The organism is Phocaeicola sp. HCN-6420 (assembly GCF_037890145.1).
Lineage (GTDB): Bacteria > Bacteroidota > Bacteroidia > Bacteroidales > Bacteroidaceae > Phocaeicola.
The window spans coordinates 56,640-75,700 of the sequence record NZ_JBBKBJ010000016.1 but is presented as its reverse complement, the minus strand read 5'-3'; the positions used below and the strand labels follow the sequence as shown (position 1 = coordinate 75,700).

18 protein-coding genes and 1 pseudogene are annotated in these 19,061 nt (G+C 44.5%); 9 read left to right on the top strand and 10 right to left on the bottom strand.

Annotated features, from left to right (window positions below):
• Nucleotides 1-68 precede the first annotated feature (68 nt).
• Nucleotides 69-1,490 (top strand): methyltransferase RsmF C-terminal domain-like protein, encoded by a 1,422-nt coding sequence (locus WKT12_RS10690; RefSeq protein ID WP_340319672.1) that lies wholly within the window; start codon nucleotides 69-71, stop codon nucleotides 1,488-1,490.
• Here the strand turns inward: WKT12_RS10690 and WKT12_RS10685 are convergent.
• Nucleotides 1,474-3,579, bottom strand: a complete 2,106-nt coding sequence (locus WKT12_RS10685; protein WP_340319670.1) for a DNA topoisomerase 3 — start codon at nucleotides 3,577-3,579, stop codon at nucleotides 1,474-1,476. The genes WKT12_RS10690 and WKT12_RS10685 overlap by 17 nt on opposite strands.
• Before the next feature lie 232 nt (nucleotides 3,580-3,811).
• On the opposite strand from WKT12_RS10685, the gene WKT12_RS10680 reads away from it, so the two are divergent.
• Entirely contained in the window at nucleotides 3,812-6,070 is a 2,259-nt protein-coding gene (locus tag WKT12_RS10680) for a cation:proton antiporter (RefSeq protein ID WP_340319669.1), read from the top strand.
• A 37-nt stretch (nucleotides 6,071-6,107) separates the two neighbouring features.
• Entirely contained in the window at nucleotides 6,108-6,533 is a 426-nt protein-coding gene (locus WKT12_RS10675; RefSeq protein WP_340319668.1) for an HIT family protein, read from the top strand.
• A 65-nt stretch (nucleotides 6,534-6,598) separates the two neighbouring features.
• Here the strand turns inward: WKT12_RS10675 and WKT12_RS10670 are convergent, their stop codons facing one another.
• The 3 genes from WKT12_RS10670 to WKT12_RS10660 are packed head-to-tail and all read right to left on the bottom strand — an operon-like array spanning nucleotide 6,599 to nucleotide 8,237.
• The gene (locus tag WKT12_RS10670; RefSeq protein WP_021971375.1) at nucleotides 6,599-7,027 is read right to left on the bottom strand and encodes an RNA-binding S4 domain-containing protein; all 429 of its coding nucleotides are present in this window, start codon (nucleotides 7,025-7,027) and stop codon (nucleotides 6,599-6,601) included.
• A 12-nt stretch (nucleotides 7,028-7,039) separates the two neighbouring features.
• Complete coding sequence (gene pth / locus WKT12_RS10665) at nucleotides 7,040-7,603, bottom strand: aminoacyl-tRNA hydrolase (protein WP_021971376.1); 564 nt, start codon at nucleotides 7,601-7,603, stop codon at nucleotides 7,040-7,042.
• A gap of 37 nt (nucleotides 7,604-7,640) precedes the next feature.
• Nucleotides 7,641-8,237 (bottom strand): 50S ribosomal protein L25/general stress protein Ctc, encoded by a 597-nt coding sequence (locus WKT12_RS10660; RefSeq protein WP_340319667.1) that lies wholly within the window; start codon nucleotides 8,235-8,237, stop codon nucleotides 7,641-7,643.
• Between the two features lie 421 nt (nucleotides 8,238-8,658).
• Between WKT12_RS10660 and WKT12_RS10655 the strand changes: the two are divergent.
• Nucleotides 8,659-9,421: pseudogene (locus WKT12_RS10655) on the top strand (SDR family NAD(P)-dependent oxidoreductase).
• A 96-nt stretch (nucleotides 9,422-9,517) separates the two neighbouring features.
• Here the strand turns inward: WKT12_RS10655 and WKT12_RS10650 are convergent.
• Nucleotides 9,518-9,904, bottom strand: coding sequence for a PUR family DNA/RNA-binding protein (locus tag WKT12_RS10650; RefSeq protein WP_340319666.1), 387 nt, complete (start codon nucleotides 9,902-9,904; stop codon nucleotides 9,518-9,520).
• A 172-nt stretch (nucleotides 9,905-10,076) separates the two neighbouring features.
• Between WKT12_RS10650 and nusB the strand changes: the two genes are divergently transcribed.
• From nusB to WKT12_RS10625, 5 genes are read left to right on the top strand one after another with little or no spacing between them, the layout of a single operon-like run.
• Nucleotides 10,077-11,003: a transcription antitermination factor NusB gene (gene nusB, locus WKT12_RS10645; RefSeq protein WP_021971380.1), complete on the top strand. Its 927-nt coding sequence runs from the start codon at nucleotides 10,077-10,079 to the stop codon at nucleotides 11,001-11,003.
• A 41-nt stretch (nucleotides 11,004-11,044) separates the two neighbouring features.
• Complete coding sequence (gene yajC, locus WKT12_RS10640) at nucleotides 11,045-11,350, top strand: preprotein translocase subunit YajC (protein WP_021971381.1); 306 nt, start codon at nucleotides 11,045-11,047, stop codon at nucleotides 11,348-11,350.
• Nucleotides 11,351-11,371: 21 nt separating this feature from the next.
• Nucleotides 11,372-12,379, top strand: coding sequence for a CdaR family protein (locus WKT12_RS10635; RefSeq protein WP_021971382.1), 1,008 nt, complete (start codon nucleotides 11,372-11,374; stop codon nucleotides 12,377-12,379).
• Nucleotides 12,380-12,390: 11 nt separating this feature from the next.
• A complete protein-coding gene (coaE, locus tag WKT12_RS10630) occupies nucleotides 12,391-13,005 on the top strand; it encodes a dephospho-CoA kinase (protein ID WP_340319665.1) in 615 nt (204 codons plus the stop codon).
• A 44-nt stretch (nucleotides 13,006-13,049) separates the two neighbouring features.
• Nucleotides 13,050-13,502 (top strand): DUF5606 family protein, encoded by a 453-nt coding sequence (locus WKT12_RS10625; RefSeq protein WP_340319664.1) that lies wholly within the window; start codon nucleotides 13,050-13,052, stop codon nucleotides 13,500-13,502.
• Between the two features lie 162 nt (nucleotides 13,503-13,664).
• Here the strand turns inward: WKT12_RS10625 and rpmA are convergent, their stop codons facing one another.
• The 5 genes from rpmA to WKT12_RS10600 form a co-directional block, all read right to left on the bottom strand.
• A complete protein-coding gene (rpmA, locus tag WKT12_RS10620; RefSeq protein WP_007566750.1) occupies nucleotides 13,665-13,925 on the bottom strand; it encodes a 50S ribosomal protein L27 in 261 nt (86 codons plus the stop codon).
• A gap of 21 nt (nucleotides 13,926-13,946) precedes the next feature.
• Nucleotides 13,947-14,264 (bottom strand): 50S ribosomal protein L21, encoded by a 318-nt coding sequence (gene rplU, locus WKT12_RS10615; protein ID WP_340319663.1) that lies wholly within the window; start codon nucleotides 14,262-14,264, stop codon nucleotides 13,947-13,949.
• A 147-nt stretch (nucleotides 14,265-14,411) separates the two neighbouring features.
• Nucleotides 14,412-15,047: an HAD-IA family hydrolase gene (locus WKT12_RS10610; RefSeq protein WP_021971385.1), complete on the bottom strand. Its 636-nt coding sequence runs from the start codon at nucleotides 15,045-15,047 to the stop codon at nucleotides 14,412-14,414.
• A gap of 134 nt (nucleotides 15,048-15,181) precedes the next feature.
• Nucleotides 15,182-16,390 carry an L-serine ammonia-lyase gene (locus tag WKT12_RS10605; RefSeq protein ID WP_021971386.1) on the bottom strand — a complete coding sequence of 403 codons (1,209 nt, stop codon included), beginning with the start codon at nucleotides 16,388-16,390 and terminating at the stop codon, nucleotides 15,182-15,184.
• A gap of 20 nt (nucleotides 16,391-16,410) precedes the next feature.
• Entirely contained in the window at nucleotides 16,411-18,924 is a 2,514-nt protein-coding gene (locus WKT12_RS10600; RefSeq protein WP_340319662.1) for an endonuclease MutS2, read from the bottom strand.
• Between the last annotated feature and the right edge of the window lie 137 nt (nucleotides 18,925-19,061).

Below are 19,061 nucleotides of genomic sequence, written 5' to 3'. Positions count from 1 at the left end.
AAAATATCTTGGGGGAAAATGCTATTTGTACTATTTTTGTACTCCGAAAACCATATCGAACATTTTATATGAACCTTCCTTCCGACTTTGTCACACGCACCCGCAGTTTGCTGGGCGAAGAGCAATTTGAAAAATTATACGAAGCCTTGCAGCACGATACTCCCGTAAGTATCCGTCTGAACCGGAATAAATGTAAGTCTGTTCCTGCCGAAAGTACTTCTATCCCCTGGTGCGAAACGGGGTATTATCTGAATACGCGTCCTACTTTTACTTTCGATCCCTTGTTTCATGCCGGAAGTTACTATGTACAGGAAGCATCTTCCATGTTTGTGGAGCAGGCATTACGTCAGTATGTACATACGCCTGTGGTGATGCTCGACCTTTGTGCGGCTCCCGGGGGAAAGTCTACGCTGGCTCGTTCGGTGTTGCCCGAAGGCAGTATGCTTGTTGCAAACGAAGTGATGAGAAATCGTTCGCAGGTACTGGCGGAGAACCTGATCAAATGGGGCGACGAGGGAGTGATCGTCACGAATAACGATCCTGCCGATTTTACTCCGCTGGAAGCCATGTTCGATGTGATTCTGACAGATGTTCCTTGCTCTGGAGAAGGAATGTTCCGCAAAGATCCGGTAGCTGTAGACGAGTGGAGTATAGACAATGTGACTGTCTGCTGGCAGCGGCAGCGTCGGATTCTAAAGGATATCTGGTCTTGCCTGAAACCGGGAGGGCTTTTGATTTATAGTACCTGTACGTATAATCGGGAGGAAAACGAGGATAATGTAGCATGGATTTCCCGCGAACTGGGGGCTGAGGTGCTTCCGGTAGCTGTACAGGAAGAATGGAACATTACGGGCAATCTGACCGGCAGTGATTTCCCTGTATACCGTTTTTTACCACATCGTACAGTAGGAGAGGGCTTGTTTCTGGCTGTACTTCGTAAGTATGAGGATGATACAATGGAAGCTTCCGCAGACTGTACGGGTAAGCGTCCGAAAAAGGATAAGAAGAAAAAAGGTCAGAAAGCCGGAGGACAGCCGGTTGTATGTCCGAAAGAGGTCAAGACATGGGTAGACAGTCCGGAGCAGTATGTATGGACGGTAGAGAATAATGAGATAACAGCTTTCCCTGTGGCATATCAGGATTTATATGAAGTGATAAAGTCGACTTTAAAAGTGCTTCATGCCGGTATTACGGTGGCCGGACTAAAAGGTAAGGATTGTATTCCCGACCACGCTCTGGCCATGTCTGTAAAACGCTGTGCAGACTGTTTTCCGGTAGCCAACCTGACGTACGAGCAAGCCATTGCTTATTTAAGAAAGGAAGTCGTTGTGCTGGATGCCGACGTCCCCCGTGGATATGTGCTGGTGGCTTATCACGATGTTCCGTTAGGTTTTGTAAAGAACATCGGCAACCGTGCCAATAACCTTTATCCACAGGAGTGGCGCATACGCAGCGGTTACCTGCCCGAAAACCTTAAAATGGTTTTCTGAACGTACAACCGTTTTTCCATTCCGAGCACCCGTAAGAAGTCTTTCCTTTGATAATATGCCCTTTGCCACAGAGCGGGCAAGGGGTACCAATCAGTTCATCACCTGTTGCCGCCTGCGTGGTTGTCGGTACCGGCTGCGTTTGGGCAGCAGTTGTTTGCTCTTTGGTTGTGGTGCTTGCTTTCCGGGTACGCTTGGGCTTGGCTGAGGCTGTATCATTCTCGGCGTCCGAAGCCTTTACCCTTGAGGTGCTTCCCTTTTTAGCCTTTGCTTTTGCTGTACCTTTGTCCGATGATTCATCGGGCATGATGGTTACCCGTCGGTTCGTATTGTCGCGGAGTACACTGTATACTATTTCGGTTACCATCTGTTTCAGTTCGGCAAGGAACGTAGCGGCATCGTAGCTGCGGCGTTCTATTTCACGCAGTTTCTTTTCCCAGATACCGGTGAGTTCTGCCGATTTCAGCAACTCTTCGTGGATGAGTTGTATCAGTTCCACTCCTGTTGGGGTAGCAATCAGGTTCTTTCTTTCCTTACGTATATAATGACGCTTGAAAAGTGTTTCGATAATGGCTGCACGAGTAGACGGACGGCCGATGCCATTTTCCTTTAAGGCGTCGCGCAGTTCATCGTTGTCTACCAGTTTACCGGCAGTTTCCATGGCACGAAGCAAAGTAGCTTCCGTGTAAGGCTTAGGGGGCTGTGTCCACTTTTCGGTCAGATCGGGTGTGTGCGGTCCGCTTTCGCCTACGGTAAAGAGCGGCAGAACGCGTTCTTCTTCGCCTTCCTTGGGTTCTTCCTGCTGTTCTTTGGCAAAGATTACTCTCCATCCCGGCTCCAGAATCTGCTTACCGGTTGCCTTGAATTCCACTTTGTCGACTTCTCCCAATACTGTAGTTGTGGAGAATTTACAGTCCGGATAGAAGACTGCGATGAAACGGCGTGCTATCAAATCGAATACCCGTTTCTCCATATCAGTCAGTCCTTGAGGCTGCACACCGGTAGGGATAATGGCATGGTGGTCGGTTACCTTCGAATTGTCGAACACCTTTTTCGATTTCAGCAACTTCTTTCCGGCCAGCGGAGCTGTGAAACCCGCATAGTCTTTCAGTCCGGCAAGGATGTTCGGGCATTTGGGATAGATGTCATCACTCAGGAAAGTCGTATCTACACGCGGATAGGTAGCCACTTTCTTTTCGTAGAGTGACTGGATAAGCTGCAAGGTCATGTCGGCCGAGTAACTGAACTTCTTGTTGCATTCCACCTGCAGCGAAGTCAGGTCGAACAGTCGGGGAGGAGCTTCCGTCCCTTTTTTAGCCGAAACATCGGTAACGGTAAAGTCGGAGTTCCGGACGGTTTCCAAAAACTTCTCACCTTCTTCCTTCGACGAGAATTTACCCTTGGTCGAGTTGAAGGTCGTTTCCCGATATACCGTTTTCAGTTCCCAGTAAGGTTCGGGTTTGAAGTTCTCTATTTCCTGCTGGCGTTTTACGATCAGGGCAAGCGTAGGAGTCTGCACTCTTCCGATAGAAAGCACCTGACGGTTCTGTCCGTACTTCAACGTGTACAGACGGGTGGCGTTCATTCCCAATACCCAGTCGCCTATGGCGCGGCTCAGTCCCGCCTCGTACAGCGGCTGAAACTCGGATTGTTCTTTCAGGTTGGCGAAACCTTCGCGAATAGCCTCTTCGGTAAGCGATGAAATCCATAGGCGTTTGACCGGACAGCGTGCTCCTGCTTTCTGCATTACCCACCGCTGAATCAGCTCTCCTTCCTGGCCCGCATCACCGCAGTTGATGATTTCATCGGCCTGCTGCATCAGTCCCTCTATGATATGAAACTGCTTTTCAATCCCCGGATCGTTTATCAGCTTGATGCCAAAGCGGGGAGGAATCATCGGCAAGCTGCTCAGGCTCCACGATTTCCATGCCGGAGTATATTCATGCGGCTCCTTCAAGGTACAAAGATGTCCGAAGGTCCAGGTAACCTGGTATCCGTTTCCTTCGATATATCCTTCTTTCCGGTTTCGTGCGCCTAATACTTCGGCTATGTCGCGTGCCACACTGGGCTTTTCGGCTATGCAGACTATCATGTTTGTTTCCTGATAATTTTATGGTTATTGTCGGGCAAAGTTAGTCAAAAATACTCATATAGCAGTTGTCTGTTGACTCAATTCGCTATTTATGCCCTTCACGCCCTTCACATTCTTGAAAAAATCTTTTTGGCAGGTTTTGTTGTCCGAAAGGAAATAACTTGTCTTTCGGCGACGCAACTTTAAAATTATTACTTATTTTTGCGGCAACAATTATAATATGTAATTACAAATGTCCCAATTAACTCCATTAATAAGTGATCTGGCACTGATTCTGATATGTGCCGGTATCATGACACTTATCTTTAAGAAGCTGAAGCAACCCTTGGTACTGGGGTATATTGTTGCCGGCTTTATTTGTACTCCTCATTTTAAGTTTACTCCTTCCGTAGTCGATTCTGCCAGTATTCATATCTGGTCGGAAATAGGTGTGATTTTCTTGTTGTTTGCTCTTGGACTGGAGTTCAGCCTGAAGAAACTGATGAAGATAGGTGGTCCTGCCATTATTTCGGCATGTACCATTATTTTCTGTATGATACTGGTGGGAGTTTTCGTAGGATGGACGTTCGGCTGGGGGCAGATGGACTGCATTTATCTGGGTGGTATGCTTGCCATGTCGTCTACGACCATTATCTATAAGGCTTTCGATGATATGGGACTCCGCCAGCAACGTTTTGCCGGACTGGTGCTGAGTATCCTGATTCTGGAAGACATTCTGGCTATTGTGCTGATGGTCATGCTTTCTACCATGGCAGTAAGCAAGAATTTCGAGGGAGGCGAAATGGTATACAGTATTCTGAAGCTGGTATTCTTCCTGATACTTTGGTTTGTTGTCGGTATTTATGGTATTCCTCTTCTGTTGAAGCGGGTACGTAAGCTGATGAGTGATGAAACGCTGCTCATTGTTTCTCTGGCATTGTGCTTCGGAATGGTATATATCGCATCGCTGGTAGGATTTTCTCCGGCTTTCGGAGCGTTTATCATGGGTTCTATTTTGTCGGAAACCATCGAGTCGGAACACATCGAAAAGCTGGTGTCGCCCGTAAAAGATTTGTTTGGAGCTATCTTCTTCGTTTCAGTAGGTATGATGGTAGATCCTTCGATGATTGTAGAATACAAGGTGCAGATTCTGGTTATTGTGGTAGCCGTAATTTTAGGACAGACCATTTTTGGTACTGCCGGCGTACTGCTTTCCGGTCAGCCGTTGAAGACAGCCATGCAGTGTGGTTTCAGCTTGACGCAGATAGGTGAGTTTGCCTTCATCATTGCTTCACTGGGTGTCAGCCTGAAGGTGACCAGCCATTTCCTGTATCCCATCGTAGTAGCTGTTTCGGTTATCACCACTTTCCTGACTCCTTATATGATTCGTCTTGCCGTACCTGCCTATCAGGTAATAGATAAGTATATACCGGTTCGCTGGCGTCGCTTGCTGGATCGTTATTCTTCGGGTGCATCGGTTGCAAACCATGGTAATAACTGGAAGAAACTGGTTACGGCCATTATCCGTATCGTATTGATTTACTCTGTACTTTCGGTAGCAGTGACTGCTTTGTTCCTGCATTTCATTGTGCCTCTGGCTGTAGATATGCTGGGAGATTTGTGGGGACGGATATTGGGTAGTATTCTTACCATTGGGGCAATTGCTCCTTTCTTACGGGCATTGATTATGAAGAAAAACCGTTCGGTTGAGTTTAAGTCGCTGTGGTCGGACAGCCGTTTCAATCATGCTCCGCTTATTTCGCTTATTCTTTTGCGTATTGTTATTGCAATCGGTTTTGTAGTTTTCATCATCGAAAACCTGTTCCGTGCTTCGGCTGCACTGATGGTGGGTATTGCCATTATCCTTGTGTGCGGCATGATTTTTTCACGTTTCCTCAAAAAACAGTCTATTGTGCTGGAACGTACCTTTGTGCGTAATCTGCATTCGAAGGACATGCAGCAGGAATATCTGGGTGAAAAGCAGCCGGAATATGCCGGACGTCTGCTCGACCGTGACCTTCACTTGAGTGATTTTCTGATACCGGAAGAATCGTCGTGGGCGGGAAAGAGCCTGAAAGAACTTGATCTTGGCAAGAAATACGATGTACATGTAGCCTCTATTATCAGAGGAAAGCATCGGTTGAACATTCCGAATGGTGACACATGTATTTTCCCGAACGATACTATTCAGGTGATTGGCACCGATGAACAGTTGTCCGCATTTGCAGCGATTGCGGAAGCTGCCACACATACTTATGATGATGAAGATTTTGAAAAGCACGAAATGAAACTGAAACAATTTGTCGTTGGCAAAGACTCGCCGTTCATTGGTTATAGCATTGCTGAATGTGGCATACGCGATAAGTATCATTGTCTGGTAGTCGGCGTAGAATCGGCAGGTGAGGATGCCTTGCGTACCCCTCAGGTACATGCACCGTTTAAAGAAAACGATGTGGTATGGGTAGTAGGTGAAGAAAATGACTTGAACAAACTGTTTACATACAGTTATTAGACAAAACTAATATTAATTATTTAAATGAAACACAATTATGAAAAGTGATCCGAAAGAGTGTCTGTATTGCCAGAACAATGAAACATTGCATAATCTGATGATTGAAATAGCTCAGTTGAGCGTTTCACGTGTCTTTCTGTTTAAGGAACAGACTTACCGGGGACGTTGCCTCGTAGCTTACAAAGACCATGTAAACGACCTGAATGAATTAAGTGATGAAGACCGTAATGCTTTTATGGCCGATGTAGTGCGTGTTACCCGTGCTATGGACAAGGCTTTTCATCCGGAGAAAATCAATTATGGAGCATATAGTGACAAACTTTCTCATTTACATTTTCATCTGGCGCCGAAGTATGTAGACGGTCCCGATTATGGAGGTACTTTTCAGATGAATCCGGGTAAGGTATATCTGAGTGATGCAGAATATCAGGAACTGATTGATGACATCAAGGCAAACTTATAATAGCTGCCATAAACAAGAACCGGGTATGGATTGTGGAATGTTTCCTGCAATTCATACCCGGTTTTTTATTCTTCTTCTTCGTCATTGTCGTCGAAATCGAAGTCAAAATCGTCGAGATATTCCGGAGTAAAGAACTCATCCAGATCTCGCCGGTCTTTCTTTGTCGGACGTCCCGTTCCTTTAGCACGGTTTACGAAACCGCTGATTTTACTCATTTCCAGCAATTCATACTGGTCGGGAGTCGTGACGTTTTCCATTATTTCGGGAACCAGTTTGGCTCCTACACGCTTTTCGATAGCCTGCAACACTTTAAACGAGTATGTAATAGGCGGTTTTTTCACCTGAATTACATCGCCCGGCTTTATCATGCGTGCCGGCTTGGCTTGTGCGCCGTTGATGCATATTCTGCCTTTCTTGCAAGCCTCGGCAGCAATGGTGCGAGTCTTGAATATGCGGGCAGCCCACATCCATTTGTCAATTCTTGCTTCAGCCATGTGTTGTTTGGTTTATTTGTTGTTAAACTGATTCATGGTGTTGTTCAGTCCGGCAAGACAAAAGCTCTTGATGATTTCGCCGGCAGTTTCAAGCCGTTCGGGCATTTGCTGCATGTCTTCATCACTAAACTTTCCTAATACGTAGTCAATCTGTCCGCCTCTGGGAAAATTATTCCCGATGCCGAAGCGAAGTCGGGCGTAATTCTGTGTTCCTAATGTAGCGGCAATGTGCTTCAATCCGTTATGTCCGGCGTCGCTTCCTTTGCCTTTCAGGCGCAGGCTTCCGAAGGGAAGAGCCAGATCATCTACTACTATCAGTACATTTTCCAAGGGAACCTTTTCCTGTTGCATCCAGTACCGCACAGCGTTTCCGCTCAGGTTCATGTAAGTGGAAGGTTTCAACAAGATAAGTTGCTGTCCTTTGAGCGAAAGTGTGGCAGTGGCTCCGTATCGTCCGTCCTTGAAAACAATATTGGACGCCTTAGCAAGGGCGTCCAATACCATAAATCCTATGTTGTGGCGGGTTTCATGGTATTCGGCACCAATGTTTCCCAGCCCTACAATCAAGTATTTCATTGAAAGGGATTTTTTGTTGTCAGGTAGTTAAATTAAATTATTTACCAGCTGTAGCCTGAGCACCACGAGCAGCACGAGTCAATTTAACAGCACAAACAACAGCTTCTTTTGCGTTCAGCAAAGTCAGACCTTCGAAGTTCAAGTCACCAACTTTGATAGTTTTACCCAGACCCAGGTTAGTAACGTTGATAACCAGACGTTCAGGGATGATGTTGTAAAGAGCTTTCACTTTCAATTTACGGATCTGAAGAGCCAATTTACCACCGGCTTTAACACCTTCTGCCAGACCTTCCAACTGTACAGGAACTTCCATTACGATTGGTTTCTCTTCGTTGATCTGCAAGAAGTCTACGTGCAGAATAGCGTCAGTTACAGGGTGGAACTGGATATCTTTCATAATAGCGTTTACAACCTTACCGTCGATGTTCAAGTCTACTACGTAGATATGCGGTGTGTATACCAATTTACGCAAGCCGTCAACTGTCACTGTGAAGTGAGTTGCAACCTGATTTCCGTTTTCGTCTTTCTGCATTCCGTACAATACGCAAGGAACACCATTGTTCTGACGCAAGCTATGAGTAGCTTTTTTACCTGTTTCAGTTCTCAAAGAACCTTTGATTTCGATTGATTTCATTGTTTGAAAATTTTTTGTGTTACTCTAAATTAAGTTGTTTTTTGTTGCTTAATTCGCCATCACACGATGTGGTATATCACACGATGAGCTTAAAAAAGCGGTGCAAAATTAGTGATTATCTTTGAGTTCGCAAAATATTGTAATGGCTTTTTTTTCTTCTCTTGGGCGGAATCGGGACGGAACCTGTCTGGAAAAACCGGTAAAAGCATGAAGAAGGTGGCTGAATGTCGGGGGAAATTTGTACAAAAAATAAAATGTTTTGTACAAAAAATAAAAAAACGTCTTGACATTTTCCGGCAGACGTGCGGCGGTGTCGAAAATAATTTGCCGGTGCCTGCCGGAACCTGTGATTTTGTAGGGCGGAAACAAGAACTTTTATACCTTTGTAGGTGATTGAACGATATTTTAAAAATATAAAAAGATGAAAGGAAAGACGATACTTATTACAGGTGCCACCAGCGGGATAGGAGAAGGGTGCGCACGGAAGTTCGGTTCAATGGGCAGTAATTTGATATTGAACGGGCGCAATGTAGAAAAACTGGAAAAACTGAAACAAGAACTTGTGGCGCAAGGGTGTGAAGTGCTGACCCTGCCTTTCGATGTACGCGACCGTGAGGCAATGAAGCAGGCACTCGATTCTCTTCAGGGTAAGTGGAAGAATATTGATGTGCTGGTCAATAATGCCGGGCTGGTTATAGGGCTCGATAAAGAACAGGAAGGTTCGCTCGACGAGTGGGACGTGGTGATAGATACCAATATCAAGGGACTGCTTGCCATGACTCGAATGGTTGTTCCGGGAATGGTGGAACGTCAGTGTGGACACATTAATTAATATAGGTTCGGTAGCAGGCGATGCTGCATATGCTGGAGGAAGCGTATACTGTGCGACCAAGGCTGCTGTCAAGGCACTGTCCGACGGACTTAGAATTGATTTGGTCGATACGCCTCTGCGTGTAACAAACATCAAGCCCGGGCTGGTGGAAACGAATTTTTCCGTGACACGTTTCAGGGGAGATAAGGCAAAGGCTGATGCTGTATATAAAGGTATCCGTCCGCTTACCGGCGACGATATAGCAGAAGTGGTGTATTATGCAGCTTCGGCTCCGGCTCATGTACAGATAGCCGAAGTACTGGTTATGCCTACTTATCAGGCCAATGGCACGGTCTGCCATCGTAAGGCGTGATAAAAATAGTAAAAGCTATATCAAAATAGAGTCTGCATACGCTGATATGCTCTGTTTTGATATAGCTTCTGTACCGTACACTCCGGTGTGCGGGGATTAGAAATCAATGTCTATTTTTATTTCATCCGATTTCAGGTGACCGTCGGAGCTGTCGGCAAAATGAGAGTCGTCTTCGTCGGTATGGTGTTCGCTGCTTGCCGGCCCTTGCTCGGTTTCGATATACTGGATGGTTTCCTGTAGTCCGGTCATGAACTTTTCGAAGTCCTCCTTATATAAGAAAATTTTATGCTTTTCGAAGCTGACCTGAGGCGCATTGCCTTCGCCTGAAACAACTTTCTTGCTTTCTGTAATAGCAAGAAACATTTCTCCTTTTCTGTTTTTCTTTACATCAAGATAGTAAATGCGTTTTCCGGCCTTTATAGCCTTGGAGAAAACAATCTCTTTGTCTACGTCTGTTGCTGTATTTCTTTTCAAGTCTTCCATAAATAAAGTATTATAAAACCGCTTCAAATTTGATGATTTTTTTGAAAAATACAAAGAACTGCCCCTAAAAATCTGTCTGAATAATATTTTTGTATAAAAAAGCACGTTATATTTGTTTTGTATGGTAGAAAATAACTATTTTTGCAACTCGAAATTGTATTAAAAATATAGTATGATTAACAGAGTTCTTATTCGTCTTAAGATAGTTCAGATTATCTACGCTTATTATCAGAACGGTGGAAAAAATTTGGATACTGCAGAAAAGGAGTTGTTCTTCAGTTTATCCAAAGCGTATGATTTGTATAACTATCTCTTGCTTCTTATGGTAGAGGTTACACGTTATGCCAACAAGCGGTTGGATGCGGCTAAACACAAACTTGCTCCTACAAAAGAAGACTTGGCTCCCAACACTAAATTTGTGGATAATCGTTTTATTGCTCAGCTGGAGGTGAACAAGCAGCTGAATGAGTTTGCCAGCACCCAGAAGAAGACATGGGAAAACGAGGGTGATTTTATCAAGAATTTGTGCGAACAGATTATGCAGAGCGATATATATAAGGAGTATATGGCAAGCGAAACTTCATCGTACGAAGAAGACCGTGAACTGTGGCGAAAGATTTACAAACGCATCATATTCAATAATACTACTCTTGATGAGGTGCTGGAAGACCAGAGCTTGTATTGGAATGATGACAAGGAGATAGTAGATACTTTCGTGCTGAAGACTATCAAGCGTTTTGATCCGAAGAACGGTGACAAGCAGGAACTTCTTCCGGAATTTAAGGATGAGGAGGATCAGGATTTTGCACGCCGCTTGTTCCGTCGTTCTATCCTGAATGCTGATTATTACCGTCATCTGATCAGTGAGAACTCAAAGAACTGGGATTTGGACCGTGTGGCTGTCATGGATGTTATCATCATGCAGATTGCCCTTGCCGAAATTCTGAGTTTCCCGAATATTCCGATAAACGTATCTCTGAACGAATATGTGGAAATTGCCAAGTTGTATAGTACTCCGAAGAGTGGCGGATTTATCAACGGAACACTGGACGGAATAGTTAATCAATTGAAAAAGGAAAACAAGTTGACGAAAAATTAATATATTTGTTCGCCTAATATTAATTAAACTAAGAAGAATTTATGAATTTGTTAACTGTATTTTTGCAGCAGTCCGGAGGAGGCGATTACTCTTTCCTGATTATGATGGTGGCAATTTTCGCCATTATGTATTTCTTTATGATTCGTCCTCAGAACAAGAAGCAAAAGGAAATAGCAAACTTCCGCAAGAACTTGGAAGTAGGCCAGTCGGTTATTACAGCCGGTGGTATTTACGGAAAAATTAAAGAAATTGAAGATAACGCTGTTATCGTGGAAATAGCATCTGGTGTTAAGATTAAGGTGGATAAGAACTCTATCTATGCAGATGCTCAGGCTCAGACTAAATAAACATAAAAAGTATAGGTCACTATGTTCGATGTAAAGAACATAAAGAGATATTATAGACTGGGATTACGGAAGATCAGAACATTCTTGCTTAGCGATAAGTGCAGGGAGTGTCTGGTCTTCCTGTTTTTTGTGCTGATATCGTTCTGTTTCTGGATGTTGCAGACATTGGATGATTCGTATCAGACGGAATTCAGAGTGCCGGTGCGTCTTAAAAATGTTCCGAAGGAGGTAGTGCTTACTTCCGATTTTCCGGACGATGTACGTATACGGGTGGAAGACAGGGGAACTGTATTGCTGAATTATATGCTGGGAAGAACGTTCTTTCCTATTTCTTTCGATTTCAATGATTACAAGGAGGAGGGGACTCATGTTCGTATCCCGTCTGCCGAGCTGACCAAGAAGGTGGCGGCGCAACTGAATGTTTCTACCAAGGTGTTGTCTATCCGTCCCGATACGCTCGATTTTATTTATACACAGGCAAAGGCGAAAAAGGTGCCTGTCAGGCTATCCGGAACCATACAGGCGGGACGCCAATATTATATTTCGCGGATAAGTTTTAGTCCGGATTCTGTTATGGCCTATGCTCCTCAGGAAATATTGGACACCCTGAAAGTAGCATATACGGAAAAACTGTATTGGGAAAATATTTCTGATACGGTAAAGAAGCGTGTAAGTATGTGTAAAATGAAGGGGGTCAAGTTTATTCCGTCTTATAATGATTTATCGATCTATGTCGATATGTATTCGGAAAAGACAGTCGAGGTTCCGGTTATGGGCATTAATTTCCCTGCGGGAAAAGTACTTCGTACGTTCCCTTCGAAGGTGCAAGTAACCTTTCAGGTCGGGTTGCGGCACTTTAAAGATGTTTCATCGGACGATTTCTTCATAGGAGTAACTTACGAGGATGTATTGAAAGCGAAGGAAGACAAATTACCTTTGGTGGTAAAAGGAGCTCCCGATTTTGTAAGTCATGTTCGCGTGAATCCGTCATCTGTCGATTATTTGATCGAACAACAAGCTGTAGAATAATAATATAAGTTATGGTCAGACTAGGGATTACCGGAGGTATAGGAAGTGGAAAGTCGTATGTGGCTCATCTGCTCGAGAAGGCAGGCTTACCTGTATACGATACCGACACGGAAGCGAAACGCTTGATGCTTTCTGATATGGACATTCGCAAGGGGCTGGTTGACTTGTTGGGTGAAGAAGTGTATATCGGTGAGAAGCTCAATAAGCCGTTGCTGATTGGTTATTTGTTTGCGAACGAGGAACATGCTGCACGTATCAATTCCATTGTGCATCCGTGTGTAAAGAAAGATTTTCTCCGTTGGGCGGTTTCCAATGCGGGGCATGAAATCGTAGCATTGGAAAGTGCTATTTTGTATGAGTCCGGTTTCGACGATGTAGTAGACTATGTAGTTGCTGTTTATGCTCCTTTAGATATCCGTATTAAGCGGGCGATGGAACGCGACGGGACGACGGAAGAGCAGGTAAGAAGTCGTATTGCTTCACAGATGGATGAAGAGGTGAAACGCAATCGGGCTGATTTTGTAGTTGTGAACGATGGAAGGCCCTTGCTCCCGCAGGTGGAAGAATTGCTGAATACCATAAAAAATAGAAAAGGTGAGCAAGATGCTTGTGTATGTCGTATATGAGTTGTATTTTTGTTTAATATAATAACTAAAAATAATAAAATCGTATGTTGAAAACTATTTTAGCTATCTCAGGCAAACCGGGATTGTATAAACTGATTTCTCAGGCTAAAAATATGCTGATTGTAGAAGCTGTCGATAATAAGAAAAGAATGCCTATCTATGCCAGCGATAAGGTGATTTCATTGGGTGATATCGCCATGTATACAAATGATGACGAAGTGCCTTTGGCAACTGTTCTTGATTCTGTAAAGAAGAAAGAAAACGGTCAGGTAGCTGCTTTGGATTACAAGAAAGCATCAGTAGAAGAGTTGCACGCTTTCATGGCTGAAGTATTGCCGGAATATGATCGCGATCGCGTACATACCAGTGATATCAAGAAACTGATTCAGTGGTACAACTTGCTTATCTCAAGCGGAGAAAGTGATTTTGTGGAAGAAGCTCCTGCTGCTGAAGAGGCTGCTGCAGAAAATGCTGCTGCAGAAAATGCTGCTGAATAAATAGCAAGATAATTTTGAATTTATAAAATCGGGCGAAGCTAACTTGTGTGAAGTGGCTCCGCCCGATTTTTTGTTTTTGTCCTTTGGGGAAGAGAGGACAATAAAAAAAGAAGGTATCTTCTTGCGAGGATACCTTCTTTCAATTTCTTTTGTGGTATAAAGTTATGCTTCAGCAGGAATAACAGAAACGAAGCTTTTGTCTTCGCGACCTTTCTTGAAACATACTGTACCGTCTACCAATGCGTAAAGAGTGTGATCGCTACCCATACCAACGTTTTCACCTGGGTTGTGAACTGTTCCTCTTTGACGAACAATGATGTTACCAGCTTTGCAAGCTGAACCACCGAATATCTTTACGCCTAATCTCTTACTAGCTGACTCACGGCCGTTCTTAGAACTACCTACACCTTTCTTATGTGCCATTTCTTTCTACTTTTTTAATGATTAAGCAATAACTTGTTTGATAGTCAATTCAGTAAACTGCTGACGGTGACCGTTCAGTTTTCTGTAACCTTTTCTTCTCTTTTTGTGGAATACCAATACTTTGTCACCTTTTACCAAGTGAGAAACTACTTCGCATACCACTTTTGCACCTTCTACAGTAGGAGCACCTACAGTAACAGTACCGTTGTTGTCTACCAACAAAACTTTGTCAAATTCAACAGTTGTACCGTTTTCAGCATTCTGGATGTGGTGAACAAACAGTTTTTTGCCTTCTTCAGCTTTGAACTGCTGACCGTTAATTTCTACAATTACGTACATTTTAAATATATATTAAACGGGTTTCTTCCGCAAGGTGAACCGTTCTCATCCGGTTGCTTTTCTACCTCCACGGATTAAAATCGGATGCAAAGGTACTGCTTTCTGTTCATATTACCAACAGTTTAGAGAGAAAAAATGTATATTTTTTTAAAGTTCGGCCAGAGTTTTCATGATTGCCACATGAGGATATGATGCGAGTTCTTCACGGGTAGTAGCTCCGTGCAGCACTCCGGCAAAATCAACTCCGGCGGCTTGCGCGGTTTCTGCGTCTACTGTGCTGTCGCCGATATATAAAACATTTTCTTTCTGACAGCCCAGGTGCTCGATGGCAAACAGGAGTCCTTCGGGAGAGGGCTTGGGGCATTGCACATCTTCACCTCCGACTATGATATTGAGAAAATTTTCCGGCAGTTTCTTGCCTAACAATTCCATGATACGATAGCGGTATTTGGTCGAAATGATACCAATTTGGGCTCCATTCGCTTTTAGCCGGGTCAGCACATCTATGGTTTCTGGAAAGAGAAAAGTGTTGACTGTCATGTGGGTATCAGCTTCTTTAACGTATTCTTTCCGGTATAGTTCCAGTGTGTCGGCATCGGTTATGCCAGTCATAATGGAGAATGATTCTTGTAAGGTTTTGCCAATTGTCCGTTTGATGGTTTCATCGGTTATCCCTGTATGGTGATGGCGTTCCAGTACATTTCGGTAACACATGACAATTCCTCGGGAAGAGTCGGCAAGAGTATAATCGAAGTCGAATAAATAAACGTTGTATGATTTCATTTTCAATATAGGGTTAGCTGACTAAGAATATTTCGGATTGGGGTTTTACAACATAATTTTGCCAGGGCGATCTTTTTGAAGTTTTACGGATACGCATTCAAGAAGAGGCTCTGGCAAAATTAAAAAACGGGTTTTTATTCCATTGGTTGATAATTCTTGGCCAAACCTCCTTCACTGGTTTCTTTATAGAGTGAAGGCAAGTCGTGACCAGTTTGCTTCATTACTTCTACGACCTTATCGAACGATACACGATGGTGTCCGTCGGTAAAGGCTGAGTAAATATTGGCATCAAGAGCACGGGCTGCGGCATACGCATTACGTTCGATGCAAGGAATCTGTACCAGTCCGCATACGGGGTCGCATGTCATGCCCAAGTGGTGCTCCAGTCCCATTTCGGCGGCATATTCTATTTGTGCCGGACTGCCTCCAAACAACTGGCTTGCTGCTGCCGAAGCCATAGAGCAGGCTACTCCTACTTCTGCCTGACAACCAGCTTCTGCTCCCGAAATGGAAGCATTATGCTTGACGATGTTGCCGACAAGTCCGGCTGTCGCGAGTGCACGAAGAATACGGGCATCGCTGAAATCCCGGCTCTTTTGCAAATGATATAGAACGGCCGGGACTACTCCACATGCTCCACAAGTAGGTGCGGTTACGATTTTTCCTCCCGATGCGTTTTCTTCACTTACGGCAAGAGCGTAGGCAAATACCAGTCCGCGTGAGCGAAGAGAATCCTTAAACCCTTTGGCACGGATGTAGTAGGAAGACGCTTTTCGTCGCAGATTCAGAGGGCCTGGGAGAACTCCCTCTGCATCCAGTCCGCGATGGATGGCTTCCTTCATGGTTTCCCACACTTCGGCAAGGAACTTCCAGATATCAGGACCTTCACATTGTTCTACATATTCCCAATAGCTTCGTCCGGTATGCTCGCACCAGTAAAGTATCTGGTTCATGGTATTCATATTATATACCTCAGGAGTTGCATTCTTGTCTTGTCCTTCTTCGGCCAGTGCGCCTCCTCCTACGCTGAAGACGGTCCATTCTTCGGTCTGTTTCTTATTCTTGTCGAACGACTTGAATGTCATTCCGTTCGGGTGGAAAGGAAAGAATACATGAGGTTTCCACAATATCTCTACGGGAGCATGAGGCTGAAGTACGTCCAGAATAGCGACATCAGTCATGTGTCCTTTACCGGTAGCTGCAAGGCTTCCGTAAAGTGTGACTTGAAAAGACGATGCCTCCGGATGGCGGGCAAGGAACTGTTCGGCTGCTTTTCTCGGTCCCATCGTATGGCTGCTTGAGGGACCCGTACCAATGCGGTATAATTCTCTAATTGATTTCATAATACAAAGATACTGTTTTTTTATTTTAAATCGACTACCGTTATGCCTGCTCCTCCAAATTGTACATGTTCATCCTGGAAGTGTGCTACTCCCGGCACGGTAGCGAGATATTGGCGTATAAGTGTGCGAAGAATACCTGTTCCGGTTCCGTGCAGAATACGTACACGGCTTACTCCGACAAGTATAGCATCGTCGATAAAATAAGTTACGGCCTGTATGGCTTCATCGCCTCTCATGCCTCGCACGTCGATATCCTGCTTGAAGTTCAGTTTCTTTTCGTACATGCGATCTTGCGTTTCACTGCTGACGAAAGTTGCCTTCGTCGTATTGAGAGTCTGCTTGGGAGCTTCGGTACGTTCCAGTCGGTCTGCTTTCACATTGGTTTTCATCAGTCCGAACATGACTACGGCATTTTTTCCGTTGAGCTCCATAATTTGTCCTACGCTGGTTTGTCCTTTGATGCGTACATAGTCGCCTGCCTGAAGCGGGATGACTTTAGGTACCGGCTGGACTGCTGGCTGATTGGCTTGCTTACTCTTTTTGTCTTTCTTGCGTTCTTGTTTTTCGCGCAGTTTTTCCATCTTGCGTGCTATTTTTTCTTCCATAGCCGCTTTGTCAGCCTCTTCTACCTGTTGGCGGAAGTCGGTCAGTTCCTGACGTGCCATGCGGGTACGTTCTTTTTCTGCCTGCGCTTCCTTGATGGTACGGATTGTATTTTCTATTTTGGCATTCGACTCTTGCAACAGATGTTCTGCGTCTTCTCGTGCCTTTTTCAAGATTTCCTTGCGGCTTTTTTCCAGTTCTTCCAGCTCTTTTTCGTAACGGGCAATGGTGTCTTCCATTATTTTTTCCCGTTTGCGGATGTTCTGGCGTTTAGTTTCCCAATAGCGCTTGTCGCGTACAATATCTTGCAGATACTTGTCACTCTGTATGTATTCGCTTCCCACTATTTCCGAAGCATCGGCTATGACCTCTTCCGGAAGTCCGATTTTTCGAGCAATCTCTACGGCAAACGAGCTTCCCGGATTGCCAATCTGCAACTGGAAAAGTGCACGCATCTCGTGCCGGTCGTACAACATGGCACCGTTTACTACTCCTTCATGGTCTTCGGCAAAGTGTTTCAAGTTCTGATAATGGGTGGTAATTACTCCAAATGTTTTTTTTGCATTGAAACGTTTCAATACAGCTTCTGCAATGGCTCCGCCGATTTGCGGTTCTGTACCTCCTCCGAACTCGTCGATCAGTATCAGGCTTTTTTCGTTGCAGTACTTCATCATATTCTTCATATTTGTCAGATGTGAAGAATAAGTACTCAGATCATCTTCAATACTTTGCTCATCACCTATATCGATAAAGATACTGCTGAAGATTCCGGCGTGACTGCGTTCGTGCATGGATACCAGCATACCGCATTGAAGCATATATTGCAATAGTCCGACCGTTTTCAGGCAGACGGACTTTCCACCAGCATTGGGACCGGAAATCAACAGAATACGCTGTCCGGTATTCAGTTCGATATCGAGAGGTACTACCTTTTTATTATGTTTGGCTAAAGACATCTGGAGAAGCGGGTGTACAGCTTCGAACCAGTCTATTACCTGCCGATGCTCGAACGACGGTTTGATACCTTTGATGTCGATGCCCAAAAGTGCCTTTGCCCGGATAAAGTCGATTTCGGCAAGAAACTCGTATGATTGAAGAATAGCCGGAACCTGCGGACGTACTGTGGCTGAGAATTCGGTGAGTATACGGATTATTTCACGACGTTCTTCTCCTTCCAGTTCACGGATACGGTTGTTGGCTTCCACAACTTCGGCCGGTTCGATAAATACTGTTTTTCCGGTAGCCGATTCATCGTGTACGATACCTCGTATTTTTCTCTTCATGCCAGGAGCAACAGGTATCACAAGTCGCCCGTCGCGCATAGTAGGAGCAACGTCCTTGTCGACATAACCTTCCGATTGAGCTGCACGCAGGATATTGTTCAGGCTTCGGGATATACTTCCTGTGGTAGACGCCAGTTCGCGGCGGATACGTAGAAGTTCGGAAGAAGCATTGTCTTTTACCTTTCCGAATTTATCGAGTATATTATTGATGCGTGTGATAAGTTGGGGAAATACCATGATATCTCCAGCCAGTTCATGCAAGGCTGGGTAGGGAGAATGAACATCGTCATCGTTTGTTTGTTCTTCCTCGTCTGTTTGTTGCAGAAAGCGTACGATGTCGCGTATCGTTTCCAGCGAACGGCGAAGATCGAACAATTCCTGTTCATCCATGTACATACCCTCTACACGTATACGCTTGAGTGACGGACGGACATCAAAAAAGTACTGGCTTGGGAAATCATCCTCCTCTTGGGTGATACGGACAAATTCCGTTACTTGCTCCAGCCGGCGGTTTATTTCGTTATAATCATCGGAAAAGTCCATCTGGTCAACTCTTTCTTCTCCCAGCGTGCTGAGACATTTGGTCTTTAAAAGCTGACGTATTTGGTCGAATCCGATTTTCTGTTCAAAGTTTTGCGGATATATCATTGTTTGATATTAGTCTATATTTATATATGAGTTTTCGAGGTACAAAGTTACGATAATAGGAAAAAATAATCAAAAAAGGGGCAAATTATTTGCAGATTTGGAAATAATGCGTACCTTTGCAACGCTTTTGAAACGAA

What these genes read in the sequence shown, in the direction of transcription:
- WKT12_RS10690 (WP_340319672.1), top strand. Translation starts at nt 69, where the DNA reads ATGAACCTTCCTTCCGACTTTGTCACACGCACCCGCAGTTTGCTGGGC.
- WKT12_RS10685 (WP_340319670.1), bottom strand. Translation starts at nt 3,579, where the DNA reads ATGATAGTCTGCATAGCCGAAAAGCCCAGTGTGGCACGCGACATAGCC.
- WKT12_RS10680 (WP_340319669.1), top strand. Translation starts at nt 3,812, where the DNA reads ATGTCCCAATTAACTCCATTAATAAGTGATCTGGCACTGATTCTGATA.
- WKT12_RS10675 (WP_340319668.1), top strand. Translation starts at nt 6,108, where the DNA reads ATGAAAAGTGATCCGAAAGAGTGTCTGTATTGCCAGAACAATGAAACA.
- WKT12_RS10670 (WP_021971375.1), bottom strand. Translation starts at nt 7,027, where the DNA reads ATGGCTGAAGCAAGAATTGACAAATGGATGTGGGCTGCCCGCATATTC.
- pth (WP_021971376.1), bottom strand. Translation starts at nt 7,603, where the DNA reads ATGAAATACTTGATTGTAGGGCTGGGAAACATTGGTGCCGAATACCAT.
- WKT12_RS10660 (WP_340319667.1), bottom strand. Translation starts at nt 8,237, where the DNA reads ATGAAATCAATCGAAATCAAAGGTTCTTTGAGAACTGAAACAGGTAAA.
- WKT12_RS10650 (WP_340319666.1), bottom strand. Translation starts at nt 9,904, where the DNA reads ATGGAAGACTTGAAAAGAAATACAGCAACAGACGTAGACAAAGAGATT.
- nusB (WP_021971380.1), top strand. Translation starts at nt 10,077, where the DNA reads ATGATTAACAGAGTTCTTATTCGTCTTAAGATAGTTCAGATTATCTAC.
- yajC (WP_021971381.1), top strand. Translation starts at nt 11,045, where the DNA reads ATGAATTTGTTAACTGTATTTTTGCAGCAGTCCGGAGGAGGCGATTAC.
- WKT12_RS10635 (WP_021971382.1), top strand. Translation starts at nt 11,372, where the DNA reads ATGTTCGATGTAAAGAACATAAAGAGATATTATAGACTGGGATTACGG.
- coaE (WP_340319665.1), top strand. Translation starts at nt 12,391, where the DNA reads ATGGTCAGACTAGGGATTACCGGAGGTATAGGAAGTGGAAAGTCGTAT.
- WKT12_RS10625 (WP_340319664.1), top strand. Translation starts at nt 13,050, where the DNA reads ATGTTGAAAACTATTTTAGCTATCTCAGGCAAACCGGGATTGTATAAA.
- rpmA (WP_007566750.1), bottom strand. Translation starts at nt 13,925, where the DNA reads ATGGCACATAAGAAAGGTGTAGGTAGTTCTAAGAACGGCCGTGAGTCA.
- rplU (WP_340319663.1), bottom strand. Translation starts at nt 14,264, where the DNA reads ATGTACGTAATTGTAGAAATTAACGGTCAGCAGTTCAAAGCTGAAGAA.
- WKT12_RS10610 (WP_021971385.1), bottom strand. Translation starts at nt 15,047, where the DNA reads ATGAAATCATACAACGTTTATTTATTCGACTTCGATTATACTCTTGCC.
- WKT12_RS10605 (WP_021971386.1), bottom strand. Translation starts at nt 16,390, where the DNA reads ATGAAATCAATTAGAGAATTATACCGCATTGGTACGGGTCCCTCAAGC.
- WKT12_RS10600 (WP_340319662.1), bottom strand. Translation starts at nt 18,924, where the DNA reads ATGATATATCCGCAAAACTTTGAACAGAAAATCGGATTCGACCAAATA.